Below are 18,679 nucleotides of genomic sequence, written 5' to 3'. Positions count from 1 at the left end.
CTGAACGATGAACATCCCCCCTATCAATCGTCGCGACAGCCTGTTTCGACTCGGCACATCGCTTGGAAGCATCGCACTGTCATCGCTGCTATGCGACGAATCCAACGGCGACGAAAAACCCGATCCGATGGTGGCAAAGACAGGACATCTGCCTGCTAAGGCAAAGAACTGCATCTTTTTGATGATGGAAGGCGGACCATCACACGTCGACACTTTCGATCCCAAGCCAGCACTCGACAAACTGCATCTCAAGGAATTCACTCGGGAAGGTGAGCAAAAATCCGCGATGGAAAGTGGCACGCGATACTACGTCCGCAGCCCTTTCAAGTTCGCTCGACACGGCGAAAGCGGAGCGGACATGTCGGAGTCGTGGGAGCACCTGTCGACTGTTGCTGACGAACTCTGCTTCTTTCGCGGTTGTCAGGTTGACAGTGTGAACCATCCTACCGCCATGTATCAAATGAACTGTGGAAACCGATTCGGCGGCGATCCCGGGATCGGCGCATGGGTGACGTACGGCCTGGGTAGTGAGAATCAAAACCTGCCGGGCTTTGTCGTTTTGCCTGAGATTTCCTATCCACAGGGCGGAGCCGCAAACTGGAGCAACGGTTATCTACCTGCCTTCTATCAGGGCACTCCACTACGCCCCAAGGGATCACCGATTCTTGATCTTTCGCCTCCAGCGGGGATCACTTCCCAAAGACAACGAATGAATCTCGATCTGCTCACCCGGATGAACCGGCGGCACGCCTCGGAGCATCCCCAACACGCGGAACTGGCGGCTCGGCTGGAGAGCTACGAACTGGCGTTTCGGATGCAAACGGAAGTCCCCAATGCCATCGACCTTTCGGACGAAAGTGAACAGACGCAGCGGATGTACGGGATTGGCAACGATTCAACCGATGCCTTCGGCCGAAAGTGTTTGCTGGCTCGCAAGATGGTCGAAAAAGGGGTTCGCTTCGTGCAACTCTACAACGGATCGTGGGACAGTCACGACTACATTGAACGCGCGCACGGCAATTTGATCCGTGGAGTCGATCAGCCCATTGCCGCGCTGATCCGTGACCTGAAACAGCGTTCCCTGCTGGATAGCACTTTGATTGTTTGGTGCGGCGAGTTTGGACGCACTCCCGACAACGGTGTTCGCGGGGGAGTCGCCTACGGCCGCGATCACAACCCTCACGCTATGACGATCTGGCTGGCTGGCGGAGGCTGCAACGCTGGCCACACGATTGGAGCAACTGACGAGTTGGGGATGACGGCCGTCGATCAAGTTCATCACGTTCGCGATTTCCACGTCACCCTCCTGCGCCTGCTCGGTCTCGACGACAACAAACTCACGTATTACCACGCTGGCCGTTTCAAGCAGCTGAGTCAATTTGGCGGCAAGGTCATTGAGGACCTGATCGCATGAACCAAATGAATCGAAAATCAATTGACTTGGCCTGTCGCAACTTGTTTTTGCGTTTCTTTCCGATTGCGATTGTCTCGATAGCTTTTTCAGTCCCCGCGCTGGCCGAGGATCGGCCCAATGTTCTGTTCATCGCGGTCGATGATCTGCGCCCGGAACTCGGCTGCTATGGAACGAAAGCGATCACACCGAATATCGATCGGCTTGCCGCCAGCGGAATGCGTTTCGATCGCGCCTACTGCAACCAAGCGGTCTGTGGTGCTTCGCGCATTTCGCTCATGACGGGCTTGTATCCCGAATCAACCGGCCTGCGAAGCTATCACGTCAACGACTGGCGGAAAAAGCTCGCGGATGTGACGACACTCAACCAGCATCTCAAAAACCATGGTTACCTGACACTCGGCCTTGGAAAAATCTATCACGAACGAGTTGGACACGACGCGGTCGATGGTGACAACTGGCACCGCTGGTTCGATCTCGCACACGAGACTCATTGGGTTGATCCAGACAATATCGCCAAGCATGATCGCAATGAAAAGCGATTTCGGGAATCAGGAAAAGGCCCCAAGCGAGGCCCTGTGACTGAATCCGATGACGTTGCAGACGATGCGTACATCGATGGCAAGCGGGCGGACCTTGCTGTCCGCTTGATCAACCAGCTTGGCAGACGCTCGGATGAGCCGACGGCGCGAGCCGCGGGTGTCGGGAACGACGGTGGTCTGGAGAATTCGCAGCTAGCGCCGTTGGCTGCCGATATCGACGCAACAATGCTGGCTGAGAACACGCCATTCTTTCTGGCCGTTGGTTTTACCAAGCCTCACCTACCATTCAACGCTCCGCAAAAGTATTGGGACCTGTATCAACGAGAGAATTTCCACATGCCACCGAATGCCGGTATTCCCTCCGGATACCCAGTCGGGGCAGCCAACCTGAATCCCGGTGAGATCAAATATTATGGTGACATTCCAAGCGACGAATCACCCACCCAATGGGCCGATGATCTCAACCAGCGACTGCTACATGGCTATCACGCCTGTGTTTCTTTTACCGATGCACACATTGGACGACTGCTGGACGCATTGGACGAAAACGGCCTTGCGGACAATACGATCGTCATTCTATGGGGTGACCACGGCTGGAAACTTGGCGATCATTCTTCTTGGTGCAAGCACACTAATTTTGAAGTCGACACGCGTGTGCCGCTGATCATTCGACACCCCAAGATGGTGCAGAAAAGAGGATCGAGATCGTCTTCACTGGTCGAACTGATTGATCTTTATCCTACTCTTTGCCAACTCGCAGGTATTTCTCTTCCATCGCATCTCCAGGGACGATCGCTCGCCCCGATCCTTCGTGATCCTTCCGCAGAAGTTCGCAACAGCGCCTATTCGTCGTACCCAGCTCGCGTCGGAAATGCCAATACGATTGGCCACTCAATCCGTACGGCAAACCATCGGTATACACAGTGGTGGGATAAGAATGACGCGGAGTCCGTGGTTGCGGCGGTCGCGACGGATCTTTCAGTTGATCCTGGTGAGACGACGGCACTGGCCGATGACGGTCCGCTGCTGTCCAAACTAGCAGCCCAGCTTCGATCACGAGTGATCGCTGCTCGCACACCTTTGCAACGGGAGGCTTCGACGGAGGATCACAAAAAAGAAGTTGGTGAATTCTCGATTCCCGATGTCAGTCCGCTCAGCGCTGCGCAACTCACCAAGTTGCGAATGCTTGTGAAGACGGATCCCGAAGCCGCTGCTTTGGCGGCTTCGATTCAATCCCAGGCGACTCCGCTACTCGGTACCCAACCGAGACCAATCGCTGTGATTCAGTACGAAGGGCTGGTCAATACGGACCCGAAGCGGATCAAAACCGTCGAACACTTAAATCAGATGAGCGAGATCGCGGTGTTGATGCGACACTGGCAAGTGACCGCTGACGAACGCACCGCCGAGACGCTGCGGCACTTGATTGCTGGCTGGGCCCAGACCTACAAGCCCACCGGCAACGATGTCAACGAAAACAAATTTCATCCACTGCTGGTGGCCTACCTGGCACTGCAAGACTCGTTTGATGAATTACAGCGGCACCGTATTGACGCATGGGTGGAGCAAATTGGCGAATTGCACGAACCGGCTGTGGCCAAGTCACAGCATGTGACCAACCGGTACTCCAAAAGTGTTCGGCTATTGGCACTGACGGGACTGATTCTTGAGCGAGACGACTGGGCACAGGCGGCCAACGAAGGTGTGAAACGATTTGTTCGCAAGAGCCTCTACGCCGACGGAAGCAGTCGTGACCTGAAACATCGCGACAGTTTGACCTATCACGGCAGCTCACTAAAACCGCCGATGGAACTGGCGATGCTGGCCGGCGATGACGGGCTGGCGCTGTACTCCTGGACGTCTCCGAGGGGCGGATCGCTCAAAAGATCGGTTGATTTCATGGTGCCCTATGCGATGGGCGAAAAGACTCACGCTGAATGGGTCAATACGAAAGTCGAACTCGACCGTCGCCGTGCGGCTGAAGGCATTGAAAAATATCGCGCCGGCCGATTGTATGAACCGACAGATGCCTTGGCAGTGATGGAGTACGCCAGTTACTTTGATCCCGACCTGATGCAAGTCGTGCGACATTTGACTACAGGCGATGCGAAGCGTTTCCCGACGTGGCGAACGTTGATTAACGCAGCCGCCCAACCAGACGGAAAACATACAACTGAATCCTCGCAGGCGTTAACAGCAGCGCTGCAGGAATTTGATCACGAGTTTGATGATTGCTTTGCTTGGTGGGGGAAAGTCTACGATCCCAACAGCGGCGGATTTTTCTATTCGCTCAGCAGCAAACGTAGCGAGCAATTTGGGCCGTTCATCGAAGCCACTGCCAAGGCAATCCATGTTCTCGAGTGGACCGGCATGATGGAGCAAACGTCGCCAAAGTTCCGAGCGGGCGTGATTCACTATTTCCAGAGTCGCCAGAATCCAGCAACCGGTTTCTTTTACGACCCAGATTATGAAACGCAGTACAGCCACAACACGCTGACCCGCGCTTTGGGGATGTCAATCGGTGCATTGGAAACCTGTGGTGCAAAGCCGCTTTACCAACATCCGCTCGATCGGATCGATGACAATGCCGCCGCAAAGGAACATTATCAACATTACGAAACACCAGAAACATTTTCCGCTTGGCTAAATTCTCTCCCGTGGGAGAGGCGAATCTGGACGGTCGGCGCTCGTTTGCGGGCCGAGTTAGGTGTGTTCAATCAATTGCCGATGGACAAGCGAGAGGAACTGCTCTCGATCGCTCGCGAATTCATCGCGAAACGTCAGTCCGACAACGGCTATTTCGTCGCCCCGACAGACGATTGGACTTCGAGTCTTTCGGGTACCTACAAGATTGCGGCGTTCCTTGATGGGACGGGTTCACCGATTCCGCGATCCACAGAGATGCTTTCGACCACTCTGGATCACCTGTTTCATTCGGACTATCAGAACACGATTGTTCTCTACAACACGGTCAACATGCTGAACATTCTCGCAAGCAACGGCGAGAACTGCGACGTGGAGTTACGAGTGAAGATCGTTCGGCGATGCACGGAACTCTTGAGAACCATGCACGCACCCGATGGTGGGTTCTTGACTCAGATCGGGAAATCAAGTCCGAGTCCGAATGGATTCAAACTAGCGGACAATGTCATCGAGTCCAATACGAACGCAACCGGTTTGGCCCATAAGACGAGACTCCTGCTGATTCAATTTGCGACTGGGGTGGAAGGGCCGCATACACATCCGAAAAGCGCCGAGTTCTTGAAGATGCTTCCTGCCAGCCAAACGCGTTAGCGTCAGGCTACACGCGGCATCCACGGCTAGCCACGTCGGCTCACTCAACCAAGTCGTTGTCCAAAGTTAGTTTTTCACTGCCAATAAATTTTCACGAGTTGATTCTATGAGATGGCAAATTCACGTTCTGGCATTCTGTGCGGCGTTGGCCATTGGGGGTCTCACCAACCTCAGCCTCGCTGCCGACCGACCGAACATCGTTTTAATAATGGCGGACGACTTTGGCTACGAATGTGTTGGCGCCAATGGCGGTCTGTCTTACGCGACGCCAAATATTGACCGGATCGCAAAGGATGGCGCACGGTTCACGCACTGCTACGCACAACCGCTGTGCACGCCCACTCGCGTACAACTGATGACCGGCCTCTACAACTTTCGGAACTACACTCGGTTCTCTGAGTTAGCATCCGACCAACGGACGTTCGGCCACCTTTTGAAAGACGCGGGCTACGCAACCTGTTTTGCCCACAAATGGCAACTCGGAAAAAATCGCCCGGATCACTTTGGATTCGATGAGTACGCGATTCATTCTCCGGGGCGAAGTCACTGGGGGATGAAGGTCATCAAGAATGGCACGACCACTGAGTTGCCAACCGAGAACTATGGCCCCGACTATTTCACAGATTTTGCCTGTGACTTTATCACACGCCACAAAGACGAACCGTTTTTTGTCTACTTCCCGATCTGGCTGACACACGAACCGTTCGATGCCACTCCTGATTCCGATGATCCATCTGGCAGGCAGGATAGAAAACACTTCGGCGACATGATTGAGTATCTCGACAAATGTGTTGGTCGCGTTGATGAGACATTGGCGAAACTTGACTTGAGTGACAATACGCTGTTCATCTTCACCGGCGACAACGGAACCGTGAAAGGTATTGAATCGAAAACGGACTCAGGAATCGTTGTCGGGGGCAAATCACGGTTGACGAATGCCGGCACCCACGTGCCGCTCGTGGTGAAATGGCCCGACCATGTTCCACCCGGCACGCAGTCCGCGGACCTTGTTGATTTCACCGACTTTGTGCCCACACTCGCCGAAGCCGCTGACGTCTCACTTCCGCAGACCATTCCGTTCGATGGACAGAACTTTCTTACCAGGATCACTGGCGGTCAAGCCGAACCGCGAAAGTGGATTTATCTTTCACTCGACCCGCGAAAGCCCGACAAGCGTCTGCCGCCCGGAAAGCGTGGAAGTTCTCCGACCGTCGGGCCGGTTGACTGGTGTGTGCGGAACCAACGATGGAAGCTGTACCAGAACGGTACGTTTTTCGATCTCCAAGCTGATCCACTGGAAGAACACTCCATCACAAACGATCTCACCCCCGAGGCGCAAGCGGCCAAAGAATTCTTAGCGTCAACGCTGAGCAGATTTCCCGATCTCAAGAAACGCCAGAGGAAATCAAAATAATGCCGTCCCAATACTTCATCTTCGGAATCGTGCGGGTCTGCTGTGTGGTGTCATTGGCCTCGAGTGTCTATGCCGACGTGGACTTCAATCGCGACGTTCGACCGATCCTTGCTGACAACTGCTTTGAGTGCCACGGGCCAGACGCAGAAAGCCGCGAGGCTGACTTGCGGTTGGATGCGTTAGAGGAAGCGATGGGCTGGGTGATCGAACCGGGTAAATCAAACGAAAGTTCGCTGATCGAGCGTTTGCTTTCGGATGCCCCCGACGCAGTCATGCCGCCTCCACATTCCAAACGCAGACCGACGAAAAAGCAGATTCAAATACTGAAAGACTGGATTGATCAGGGAGCCGAGTACGAGAGACACTGGGCGTTTGCAGCACCAATCACCCGGGCTCTTCCCAAGACAGTGAACGCTAATTGGCCTCGCAATCCAATCGACAGTTTTGTCGCTTCGCACTTGGATGCGGAATCCTTGAAACCGCGTCATGATGCTGAACCGCGAGTGCTTGCCCGCCGCTTAAGCCTCGCGTTGACCGGGCTTCCGATCCTTCCCAATGAAGGCAATGCATTTGCCGATGATTTCCAGCGAAACCCCGATCAAGCCATATCATCGCTGGTCGACAAGTTATTGGCTTCGGAAGCGTATGGTGAACACCGTGCCTGGTATTGGATGGATGCAGCTCGCTACGCAGACACCAACGGGTATCAGGCAGACGGGCATCGCGTCATGTGGCCGTGGCGTGATTGGTTGATCCGCAACCTGAACGCAAATCTTCCGTTCGACAAGTTAACCGAGCAGATGTTGGCCGGCGACTTGATGATTCCGAAAGAGCACCAACACTGGCAGTCCGCCGATTGGATTGCCGACGACAGATCCAGAGACTATCTGATCGCAACAGGGTTCCTGCGGAATCACCGTTATGACACTGGCAGCGGAACCATTCCCGCCGAGTCCAAGTTTGAAAACGCTGCGGATCGAATGGAAACGGTTGCCACAGTCTGGATGGGAATGACAATGCTTTGCGCGCGTTGTCATACGCACAAGTACGACCCGATCGAGAATCGTGAGTACTACGAATTGCTGTCCTTCTTCGACAATGTCCGCGAAGCCGGTTCCGCGCTCAAGCTTGCTTCGCACCCTTACATCCACACACCGACACAGAAAGAACAAGCCAGACTGAAGCAGTTGCAACAAGCCACAGATGCTGCGGACGCGGCAATGCTTGCAGCCGAGTCGTCGATTGCAGAGGCGCAGCAGAAGTGGGAGTCCAAGGTAGCGGATGTTGTTAGAGTTCCCTTGGAAGAAGGATCTGTAACAAGATCCGCTCCGAAAACGCGTGTCACTCGCGGATTGAAATTCCACTACGCAGAAACGCCGCTTCATCTTGATGGCAACACTTCGATCGAAAAACCAAATGACGCAATCGCTTTGTGTGCTGGCAACCGGCGCTGGACGATTTCGTTCTGGTTCCGGCCAGAATCGGACAAGGGCGCTGCGATCTTTTCAAGCGTCGAAGAACCGGAACGCTACCGACAGGGAATCCAAGCCGATTGGGTCAATGGGAAAATCCGAGTTCGTCATGTATGTCGGTGGGTAAACAGTTACATCGAATTTGAATCGGCCCAGACGCTCAGGGTCGGCAAGTGGCACCATGTGACCTTCCGCTGCGACGGGCGGATGCAAGGCATCGCGTATTCCGCGTCCATCGATGGCAGCGATGATGCGATGCTCTGCACGCATCCAGTTACCAACGATTCGGCCGATAACGCTGGCAAGGCAAAGCTGGTTCTGGGCGGCAGTCCATTCCTTGCGAATTTCTCTGGCGATCTTCGAGACTTACGGTTCTATGATCGAGAATTGAACGTCAGCGAAGTGCGTTCACTCGCCGATGCAAGGACGATCAATGAGATCGCCCGTGTTCCGGTAAACAACCGAACTCACGCGGAACGAGAGACTTTGCGACTTGCGTTTCTGGAGGACGACAGCCTCCCAGCCTATCTACGCGAATTGTACAATGCTCGGATAGCTGCGCACGCCAAACTTGATGAAGCGATTTTTCAGTCACCCACAACGATGGTGATGAAAGAAGGACGAACCAAACACACACAAATACGCTTGGCAGGGGTGTTTAATTCACTGGGTGACAAAGTCGCAACCGACACGCCCGATTTTTTGCCTCCGCTGCCGCAAGAGCATCCAAACCGTTTGGCTCTCGCACACTGGCTCACACATCCCGACCACCCGTTGACCGCTCGCGTTGCCGTCAATCGTATTTGGCAAACGCTTTGGGGGCGCGGCTTTACCGATTCACCGGAGAACTTTGGAACACAAACAGGTGAACCGCTGCACGCGGAGCTGCTGGATTGGTTAGCAACCGAATATGTACGACTGGGGTGGGATACGAAAGCGTTGATCAAGCTAATCGTTACCAGTCGAACGTACCGACAGAGTTCCGACGCCAGCGAAGCGATGTGGGCGAGTGACCCAGCGAATCGCCATCTTGCGCGCGGTCCACGCTTTCGACTGCCCGTACATACCGTCCGAGATCAAGCACTCTTTCTAAGCGGGCTTCTCGATAACACGGTAGGCGGCCCACCGGTCATCATTGATGACGTGATCGGTCAGAACGGCAAGATTGTCAAGCTGCCATATGAAATGTCGAACCATCGACGCACGCTCTACACGTTTTGGAAACGCAACTCGCCGCACCCGATGTTAGCGGTCTTTGACGTTGCCGATCGCAATCAGTGCGAAGTCCGCACGATGCGAACCAACACGCCATTGCAGGCTCTGGTCACGCTTAACGAACCCGGCTTTGCGGCATCCGCGAAAGACCTTTCAGAACGGGCACAGCAGGCGGCTCAAACCGAACCCGAACAGCTTGGCTGGTTGTGGCATGCCTGCACGGGGCGCATTCCGAGTGATGAAGAACTGCGGCAACTTCAAACGATTCGCAAGGACTACCTTGAGATTGCCGACAGCAATCAATCACAAGCATGGACTGCACTCTGCAACGTGCTGCTAAACCTCGATGCAACGATGACACTGGAGTAGTGATGGGCACTAACAATCAAGACAATGTGAGCTTGTCACGTCGAGGAATTCTGAACGGTCTTGGCGGCGTGATGGCAACCGGAGCGCTCAGCCAGCTACTCTGCAGGCCTGCTGCGGAGGCCGCCGCCGTCCCAGCAAATCCGGCTGGCATCACCGGCTTTCCAGAATTCCCCGCCAAGGCAAAACGGGTCATCTATCTCTTTCAAGCGGGAGGGCCCTCACAAATCGACCTATTCGATCACAAACCCCTGCTGGAAAAATGGGACGGAAAGGACCTGCCCAAGTCGGTGATGGGCGGCGTGAAGTTCACAGGAATGGTCAATGGGCAATCACGATTTCCAGTCGTCGCATCGCGGTGGAAGTTTGCCAGACACGGAAAATGTGGTGCTTGGGTCAGTGAGCTGATGCCCGAGTTCGCAAAAGTCGTCGATGACGTTTGTTTCATCAAGTCGATGACGACTACGCAAGTCGATCATGACGCTGCGATCACGTACATCCAAACCGGTCATCAAATCGCGGGCCGACCCACAATTGGAGCTTGGGCCGCGTATGGACTCGGCAGCGAGTGCGACGACCTACCAGCATTTGTCGCGTTGCGAACGAAAGAGGGCGGTTCGTTTCTGATCGATCGCCACTGGGGATCGGGGTTTCTTCCATCCCGATATCAAGGCATTCGCATCGGCGGATCGGATCGGGAACCGGTGCAGTACCTCAGCAACCCGGAAAGCATCTCCGACGCGATGCGCAGGCGAACCATTGCGGACATTGCGGCACTCAATCGAGACCATCGCCAGCGTGTTGGTGATCCGGAAATCGACACACGTATCGCTCAGTTCGAGATGGCGGCGCGGATGCAGATGAGCGTTCCTGAATTGGCTGACTTCAGTGACGAACCCGCGCACATTCTGGATTTGTACGGGCCCGACGTTCGCGAACCGGGAACGTATGCCTACAACGCGCTGATGGCGCGACGATTGGCCGAACGCGGCGTCCGCTTTGTGCAGCTGTTCCAGGGCGGCTGGGACCAGCACTCCAACTTGCCGAAACAGATCGAACAGTACTCTGCCTACTCCGATCGAGCCAACGCGGCGTTGATTCAAGATTTGAAACAACGCGGGATGCTCGACGACACGCTCGTCATCTGGGGCGGTGAGTTTGGACGAACAGTGTTCTGCCAAGGCAAGCTTACGAAAATGAGCTTCGGGCGTGAGCATCATCATCTCGGATTCACGATGTGGATGGCTGGAGCAGGCGTGAAGCCGGGGTTTACTTACGGCCAAACCGACGAGTGGAGTTTTCACACGGTCGAGAACCCTGTTCCCGTTCACGATATGAACGCTACGGTGTTGCACCAACTTGGCATTGACCACAAACACTTGACGTACCGTCTTCAAGGCCGCGACTTTCGATTGACTGACCTGGCGGGAGACGTCGTGAAGGAGATTCTTTCATGAAGAACCGTATTGCTGTTCTCCAAAAGTTCGGATTGGTGGTGGTGGTGCTGGATCTTGCAAAAGATCCCTGTACGGCCGGATCTTTAACAAGATCCACTTCGGCTTGGTCGTTACTGATTGCTTTGTTGGTTTTTAGCCTGTCGGTATCGGCGCCACTGCGCGCCGAAGCTCCACCGCAGGTCGCGACTTTCATCGAGAACCATTGTCTGGATTGTCACAGCGGCGATGGTTCGGAACGTGGCTTCGATCTAGATGGGCTTTCGTTTGACCTTGCCGACACCAATTCTCACGACAAATGGGTGCGTGCCTTCGACCGGGTTCGGACCGGTCAAATGCCTCCTGCCGACGCCGAAAAACCCGAGCAACCCGACGTCGACGCGTTTCTCAAAACGCTTCAGCCAACGCTGATCTCAGCGGAGCAAGATCGCATTGCCAAAGAGGGACGGTCAACCGTTCGCCGATTGAGCCGCGCCGAGCACATCAATGCGCTGCGTGATTTATTGAAGATGCCGCTTCTCGACGCAGGCGACAAACTGCCGCCCGATCCATTGTCTGACGGGTTTGGCAAATCTTCATCGACGTTGCCGTTTTCGCATGTTCAGGTCGATCGTTATTTGGAAGTCGCTGATGATGCCTTGCGTGCGGCGATGGCTCCGCAGCGTGAAAAGCCAGTGTCCAAAAAAACCAGCGTCTGGATCAAGGATCTTTGCGGGCAAACCATTGTTCTAGACAAGGGGAAGCCAAAGGAACAGGCGACGCTGCGGTTGATACGCGAGGCACAAGATGTCTATCTGGAATTCAAACACGGCAGTGCACTACCGCTGATCGGGCGCAAGCGAGATCTCACATTTGAAAGCCATCCGGGCAATTTCCAGACCAAGAAGCATGGCTATGTGTTGGACCAAAAACCCTACATCGACGCCATTGGCATCGTCTCGAACGCTCCCCTGAAAATCGGGCGAGCTAGCCAAGCCGGTCGCTATACCATTCGCATCGATGCGTTTGCGTTTCAGGCAAATAAAGGAACGGTTGAGCCAACCGAACGCACCGAAGTGATTGCAGTGTACGGCGACACTTCTTTGCTGGGGACGTTTGATATATCCGCAAACGACGGCCTTCAATTTCTGGAGGTTGAACTCAAGGCAGGCGAGACAATCAGTATCGCGATGGCAACTTTACCGTTGTGGCGAATCGAGGTTGGCGGCAAGCAGGCCAAATATCTTGCTGTTGACGTTCCCGCTGTTGCGATCAAGGGGTTCGAGATTGAAGGACCGTTCGTTGATGCCTGGCCGCCGGAAAGCCATCGGCGTTTGTTCGGAGATTTGACTCTCCAGCCTCGCGGGGTGGATCGTGTCCAAGAACCGTCCGCACGGGGATCTTCAACAAGATCCACTGTCATTGGTTCTATGGATTATGAAATTGTATCCGAGGATCCCTCGAAAGACGCACGTCGCCTGTTATCGAGTTTCATGAACGAAGCCTATCGACGCGACATCTCTCCATTGGACTTTGAGATTCCCATGGGAATGTTTCAGCGCCGACTGGAGAGTGGTGCTTCCTTTCAGGCTGCGATGATTTCCGCGTACAGCTCGGTATTGAGTTCGCCGAGCTTTGTTCTTGTCGAGATGCATGCGGGCGAATTGCCACCACCCGAGTTGGCGAATCGGTTGGCGTTGTTTCTTTGGAACGCCCCCGCCGACGGTCAGCTTCGTCGATCGTTGAACACCGCGTTGAAGGCTGATCGCTACCTCGCCTTCGTCGATGAAATGCTCGTTGATCCACGCTCGACGCGGTTCGTCGATCACTTTCTCGACCACTGGCTCAACTTGCGTGATATCGGAGTGACCGAACCGGACGAGAACTTGTACCACGGTTACTCAACATGGACACTGGAATCCATGCTGATGGAAACGCGCGCGTTCTTTAGAGAGATGATTCTCCAATATCTACCGATTCGCAATGTGGTCGACTCCAACTTCCTGATGCTCAACGGTGAATTGGCTGAACTTTATGGCATCGAAGGTCCAGCCGGTGCAACGGTAACGCGAGTGGCTATTGCGGAAAACTCGATTCGCGGAGGATTTTTGACGCAAGCCAGTGTCTTGAAAGTCAGTGCCAACGGCACCACAACGTCTCCCGTGATACGTGGAGTCTATGTCATGGACCGATTGCTTGGTGATCCGCCTCCGCCACCGCCGGAAGCCGTCGCGGCGGTGGAACCGGACATCAGTGGAGTGACCACCATTCGTGAGCAACTGGCCCGCCACCGTGCAGATCCCTCATGTGCCTCCTGCCACCGTAAGATTGACCCACCGGGATTTGCCTTAGAATCGTTCGACGTGATGGGTCGTTTTCGCGAGCGATACCATTCGCTTGAAAAAGGCAAACCAGTCGAGGGCATCAATCGAAGGGCCAAACCCATCAAATTCAAGCTGGGACTATCCGTCGATTCTAGCGGCCAGATGGAAGATGGTCGGCCATTCGACGGCATCGAACAGTTTCGACGGAATATCGTCAAGGATGAGCGAGCGATAGCTCGGAATCTGCTGGAACGATTGGTCGTTTATGCGACCGGGCATCCAGTCGGCATCAGTGACCGACCGCATATCGAAACGATTTTGGATGCCACCGCCGACGATGGTTACAGGCTTCGATCAGTGATCCATGGCCTCGTCCAAAGTTCATTGTTTCGGAATAAGTAAATACTCAACAACGCCAACTAATATGAAGAACGTCTATTTCCCAGAACGTAAATCGCTGAATCGTCGTACGTTGTTGAAAGCCGCAGGTGCTAGCCTCGCGTTGCCTTTCCTTGACGCGATGCGTCCAGCATTTTCGGCTCAGCAGGATTCTCCGCTGCCAAAGCGAATGGTGGCAATCAACGTCGACCTTGGATTCATGCCCGAACGGTTCTTCCCAAAACAATCTGGCCGCGACTACAAGTTGTCTCCGTACCTTGAGCCACTCAATGACCTGCGTGATGATTTCACGATCTTCTCAGGTCTCCACCATCCCGGTACCGGCGGACTGCATGCCGCGGATGTGTGCTTTCTGACGGGAGCGACGCATCCAACTCGCCCCGGTTTCAAGAACACGCTTTCGCTTGACCAACGGATCGCTCAGGAAGTGGGACATCTCACCCGGTTTCCGTCGCTTTCGCTGCGAGTCGGTCCCGGTTCTAAATCATTGTCGTTCACCGCCGATGGCGTTCCGCTTCCCGCGATCGAGCGTCCCAGCGACGTGTATCGCTTGCTGTTCATGGAAGGCTCGGTTGAACAGATTCAAAACCAAGTCCAACGGTTGCGAGACGGTCGCAGTTTGATGGACCAATTCGGTGACGAAATTCACTCGCTTCAGCGCCGTGTCGGAAACGCAGACAGCCACCGACTGCAACAGTACTTCGATTCACTACGTGAACTCGAAAAACGCCTGGAAATTCAGGAAGCATGGTCGCAGCGTCCGAAACCGCAGGTGGAGATTTCCATGCCCAAAGACGATACCTCGCCGGGCGGATTGATTCCGAAAACTCGCATGTTGTTCGACATGGCTCGACTAGCCTTGGAAACCGATTCGACACGAGCAATCACGGTGCTGATCAACGAGGACTTTAATCCCACCGTCGACCTGCCCGGCGTGAACGCACCGCACCACGCGTTGACACACCAGTCATCTCAGAAGGATTCCGCCGAGGAGTTGGCGACGATCGAGAAGGCTCAAATGGATTGCCTCGCAAAGCTGCTGCGAGACTTGCGAGAGGTCAAAGAAGACGGAGCCACCCTGTTGGACCAGACGATGGTGCTACAAGGCAGCAACCTTGGCAATGCAGCACGGCACGATGGTTTGAACCTGCCGGTAGTGCTCGCTGGCGGCGGATTCAAGCACGGCTCGCATCTGGCGTTTGATCAGAAACACAACGAGCCATTGGCAAACGTATTCGTCAGTATGTTGCAAAATCTGGGTATCGAAGACCAGGCTTTCTCCAGCAGTACTGGAACGCTGAGAGGGTTGGAGACATGACGGACAATCAAATTCGTCGAAAATCGGTGTGTCAGAAAACACAGTGCTGATTTTCATGCCGCAAGTCACGCCGCACAGCCCCGACTTCCGCCAAGCCGATCGCTCCTAGTTTTCCCCGGCATGCGCGAACCAAACCTCGCTCAAACCGGCACTGAAACACTCTTGTGAGAGGCTTCTTTTCGTGCGGGTAGTCAAAAAAGCAATATGGGGTCGTTTTTCTTCCCGCTCACCCAACATCACGTTTTCGTGGCTTTTCGCGCTACGCACACGTTAATGCCAAACAAACGAGCAGCTGACTTTTGTTGCGCGCGCGCACAACAACTGTGGAGCGGACGATGAACTGCGGGTTTCTGCCGAAAGGGGGCGGAATAATTTCCAGCCTTCTTTTTGGTTCTCCTCCGTAACCAATCCATACTCCCGGGCTATATCCTTCCTGACCAGCCGCCATCGATCACGGGAATACATGGCCGAACAACGGACGGAAATACATGCCCGGAAAACAACCAGAACCATCCTTCGAATTTGTTCAGCTTCTGACCAGCCATCAGAGCCGACTCTACGCCTATGTACTGTCGCTTCTTGGTGACCGCACTCAGGCGGAGGATGTCCTGCAGGAGACAAACGCTGTTCTCTGGCGTAAATCGCAGGACTTCAAACTGGGCACCAACTTCGGTGCCTGGATGCTCAAAGTTGCCTACTTCCAAGTCATGGCGCACCGCCGCAGACTGACGCGGGATCGCCTTGTTTTCGACGATGACTTCCTTCGAGACATCGCTGAAGACGCTGAGCAGCAATGCCAGTGGCAGCGAGAAAAACAACGACGTATGGGCGACTGCATCGAAAAACTAACCCAGCGCTATCAGGAACTCACCCGCCGTCGATACACCGAAGGTGCCACGCTGAAATCCATAGCCGCTCAAAGCGGTCAGACAGAGAACTCAATCAAGCAGGCCCTTTTCAGAGCACGTGCCGCTTTAATCGAGTGCGTCAAAGGTCAACGCCCGGAGAAAGCCGTATGACAGAGGAGGAAAAAAACGATCTGGAGTCTCTCCTCATGGAACTTACCGAGGGCGAACTTTCGCCGGAACAAAGCCATCGTCTGGCGAGTGTGATTCGCCAGCATCCGGCGGCTAGACAACTGCACCTGGAATACTGCCAGGTTCACACCATGCTTGCATGGGAACATGGTGTGTTGCGGGATCTGCAGTTGCCAGATCTTTCTGACGCTCCCGATCCTCCCTCTGATTTCTTGAGCTTTTGGAAACCGTTGGCCGTGGCCGCTGCGTTGGTGCTGGCCGGAGTGATCCTGTGGCCACGATGGGGCGCACGATCAAGAATGAAACCGGGCGAAACGGTCGCATCTCTGACCCGGAGCGTGGCTGCCAGTCTGGAACTGTTCGGCGCATCCTCTGAGTTCAACATGGGCAGCGAAGTACGGACCGGCAGTTACCAACTCGACCAAGGCCTTGTTCAAATCACCTTTGAATCAGGTGTCGAAGTGATCATCGAAGCACCGGCTTCTTTCGAAATTCATGGCCCTGAATTCATGAGCTTGAACGAAGGACGCCTGGCGGCCAATGTCACTTCGGAGGGAGTTGGATTCACAGTGGAAACGCCCGATGCTGAAGTGGTCGTTTTCGGCACAGAATTCGCCATCGAAGTCGTGGGCCAGCGCAGCAGTGAAGTCCATGTGTTCAAAGGGGAAGTGGAAGTGCAACCCAGGCGGCGGGACACCTCGATTGAACCCGTTCGTCTTGTCACCAATCAGGCGACTCGCATCGATCACTCAACGCTCATCCCGCTCGGCATCTCCCTCGACCATCAACGCTTCCTCAGAAGTCTCAATGAGCCGGAACCAACCTATAGTGGGAACGTTCGTGAACTCCTGCCGCTCGTTTACTATCGCATGGCGGTCATCGACGACGGACATACCTTGAAGGATGCTACCAAAGGGCATGGCAATACGGCCTCCGTAGTGAAAGGTGATACACGGCGACAACCATTCGCTCCGGGCCGTATCGGTTCATCCCTTCGTTTGGATGGCCCTAGAGCGGGCGGATATGCGCAGATCTCCTCAGGCCTCAAACTCCCAACAGCAGAGTTCACCATCATGGCTTGGATCCGCACCGAGACATTGCCAAGGAACGCAGTTCTCGTCTCAGACATGAATCTCTCGGGCGACGAAACATTTCGCTTTGGGCTTGTTGGCGATCATGGGCATTTGGGCCTTACCCTCGCCGATGAAACTCGGTTTCTAACGATCGTGGATCCGTCACCTTTGCCTCTCGAAGACTGGACGCATGTTGCCGTCGTTAAGACGACTGACGGTTTGCGACTTTACAGAAACGGAGCCCTCGTTGCCTCAGAGCCCTTGAATGGGTTTCAAGCACAACCGCACAACCGTTTCAGCATCGGAGGAACCCCGAAAGAGTACGATGGCAAGAAACGAGATCGACGATCGGGCTTTTGGCACGGAAGGATCGACGAACTTGCCTTCTTCGGATCGGCTCTGACCAGCGAACAGATCGACAACCTGTTTCAACTCACTCCACAAGTTTAAATCTGGAACATACCCGAGTAGCAACCATGAGATATCGACACATTCTGAAAGCGCTGATCCTCGGTTTGATCGGAATGCCTTCCATCGCCTTTGCGGAAGAGAAACCGAACATCGTCATCATTCTCACAGATGACCAGGGCTATGCCGATGTCAGCTACAACCCGCACTCGCCGCCAGAAGTCAGTACACCGAATATCGATGCCCTCGCACATTCGTCCATCATCTGTACTCAGGGCTACACCAGTGGACATGTTTGTTCGCCGACTCGTGCAGGACTGATGACGGGTCGTTATCAGCAACGTTTTGGAATCTACACCGCGGGGGAAGGAGGATCAGGCGTTCCGCTTGAGGAAGTGTTTCTTCCACAGCGACTCCAGCCAGCCGGTTATGTCTCTGGTGCATTGGGTAAATGGCATCTCGGACTCACGGAAGAGTACCACGCCATGAATCGAGGGTTCGATGAGTTCTATGGCTTCATGGGACGCGGGGCACACCCCTACTTTGACCACTCAAACATGGATCACCCCATTTTTCGTGGCCTCAACCCCATCAAAGAAGAAGGCTACCTCACCACTCGAATCACTGAGGAAGCGGTCGATTTTATCAACCGCCACAAAGAGGAGCCTTTCTTTCTCTATGTCGCTTACAACGCAGTGCATGCTCCACCGGAAGCCCCCGAGCAAGACATCGAAAAAGTGACCGGCGACGAAACACGCGACATCCTGATGGCCATGATCAAGCACCTTGATATGGGCGTCGGGGAGATTGTGAACTCGCTGAAGCGACACGACATTTTTGACAATACTTTGCTGATTTTTCTCACAGACAACGGCGGCAGCGGGGCCATGCACGCAAACAATGAGCCGCTTCGCGGCTTCAAGCAGATGGACTACGAAGGCGGAGTCCATGTCCTGTGCTGGTTCAGCGGGAA

10 protein-coding genes are annotated in these 18,679 nt (G+C 54.5%); all 10 read left to right on the top strand.

All coding sequences use genetic code 11. The annotated features are described in order from the left end of the window. Positions 1–7 precede the first annotated feature (7 nt). A complete protein-coding gene (locus tag NHH03_RS22515; RefSeq protein WP_253159906.1) occupies positions 8–1,414 on the top strand; it encodes a DUF1501 domain-containing protein in 1,407 nt (468 codons plus the stop codon). Positions 1,415–1,419: 5 nt separating this feature from the next. Beyond that, positions 1,420–5,247 (top strand): sulfatase-like hydrolase/transferase, encoded by a 3,828-nt coding sequence (locus NHH03_RS22510; RefSeq protein ID WP_253159904.1) that lies wholly within the window; start codon positions 1,420–1,422, stop codon positions 5,245–5,247. 106 nt (positions 5,248–5,353) lie between these two features. After that, entirely contained in the window at positions 5,354–6,661 is a 1,308-nt protein-coding gene (locus tag NHH03_RS22505; RefSeq protein ID WP_261364415.1) for a sulfatase-like hydrolase/transferase, read from the top strand. Beyond that, positions 6,661–9,717, top strand: coding sequence for a DUF1553 domain-containing protein (locus NHH03_RS22500; protein ID WP_253159900.1), 3,057 nt, complete (start codon positions 6,661–6,663; stop codon positions 9,715–9,717). Before NHH03_RS22505 ends, NHH03_RS22500 begins: the two co-directional genes overlap by 1 nt. A 2-nt stretch (positions 9,718–9,719) precedes the next feature. Then, positions 9,720–11,171: a DUF1501 domain-containing protein gene (locus NHH03_RS22495; protein WP_253159898.1), complete on the top strand. Its 1,452-nt coding sequence runs from the start codon at positions 9,720–9,722 to the stop codon at positions 11,169–11,171. Beyond that, the gene (locus NHH03_RS22490) at positions 11,168–13,873 is read left to right on the top strand and encodes a DUF1588 domain-containing protein (RefSeq protein ID WP_253159896.1); all 2,706 of its coding nucleotides are present in this window, start codon (positions 11,168–11,170) and stop codon (positions 13,871–13,873) included. The genes NHH03_RS22495 and NHH03_RS22490 overlap by 4 nt, the downstream gene beginning before the upstream one ends. A 22-nt stretch (positions 13,874–13,895) precedes the next feature. After that, positions 13,896–15,188, top strand: a complete 1,293-nt coding sequence (locus NHH03_RS22485; protein ID WP_253159894.1) for a DUF1552 domain-containing protein — start codon at positions 13,896–13,898, stop codon at positions 15,186–15,188. 488 nt (positions 15,189–15,676) lie between these two features. Then, on the top strand, positions 15,677–16,207 hold the full coding sequence (locus NHH03_RS22480; RefSeq protein ID WP_253159891.1) for a sigma-70 family RNA polymerase sigma factor: 531 nt from the start codon (positions 15,677–15,679) through the stop codon (positions 16,205–16,207). Then, positions 16,204–17,748, top strand: a complete 1,545-nt coding sequence (locus NHH03_RS22475; protein WP_253159889.1) for a LamG-like jellyroll fold domain-containing protein — start codon at positions 16,204–16,206, stop codon at positions 17,746–17,748. Before NHH03_RS22480 ends, NHH03_RS22475 begins: the two co-directional genes overlap by 4 nt. Positions 17,749–17,774: 26 nt before the next feature. After that, positions 17,775–18,679 (top strand): sulfatase-like hydrolase/transferase (locus NHH03_RS22470; protein WP_253159887.1); only part of this gene is annotated, 905 nt, incomplete at its 3' end.

This window comes from Stieleria tagensis (genome assembly GCF_024129865.1).
In the GTDB taxonomy this organism is placed as follows: domain Bacteria; phylum Planctomycetota; class Planctomycetia; order Pirellulales; family Pirellulaceae; genus Stieleria; species Stieleria tagensis.
Note: the sequence above shows the minus strand (reverse complement) of the source record. Positions and strands in the feature narration are given on the sequence as shown.

Excerpts from the sequence above, each read along its gene's own strand:
- NHH03_RS22515 (WP_253159906.1), top strand. The coding sequence starts at position 8 with ATGAACATCCCCCCTATCAATCGTCGCGACAGCCTGTTTCGACTCGGC.
- NHH03_RS22510 (WP_253159904.1), top strand. The coding sequence starts at position 1,420 with ATGAATCGAAAATCAATTGACTTGGCCTGTCGCAACTTGTTTTTGCGT.
- NHH03_RS22505 (WP_261364415.1), top strand. The coding sequence starts at position 5,354 with ATGAGATGGCAAATTCACGTTCTGGCATTCTGTGCGGCGTTGGCCATT.
- NHH03_RS22500 (WP_253159900.1), top strand. The coding sequence starts at position 6,661 with ATGCCGTCCCAATACTTCATCTTCGGAATCGTGCGGGTCTGCTGTGTG.
- NHH03_RS22495 (WP_253159898.1), top strand. The coding sequence starts at position 9,720 with ATGGGCACTAACAATCAAGACAATGTGAGCTTGTCACGTCGAGGAATT.
- NHH03_RS22490 (WP_253159896.1), top strand. The coding sequence starts at position 11,168 with ATGAAGAACCGTATTGCTGTTCTCCAAAAGTTCGGATTGGTGGTGGTG.
- NHH03_RS22485 (WP_253159894.1), top strand. The coding sequence starts at position 13,896 with ATGAAGAACGTCTATTTCCCAGAACGTAAATCGCTGAATCGTCGTACG.
- NHH03_RS22480 (WP_253159891.1), top strand. The coding sequence starts at position 15,677 with ATGCCCGGAAAACAACCAGAACCATCCTTCGAATTTGTTCAGCTTCTG.
- NHH03_RS22475 (WP_253159889.1), top strand. The coding sequence starts at position 16,204 with ATGACAGAGGAGGAAAAAAACGATCTGGAGTCTCTCCTCATGGAACTT.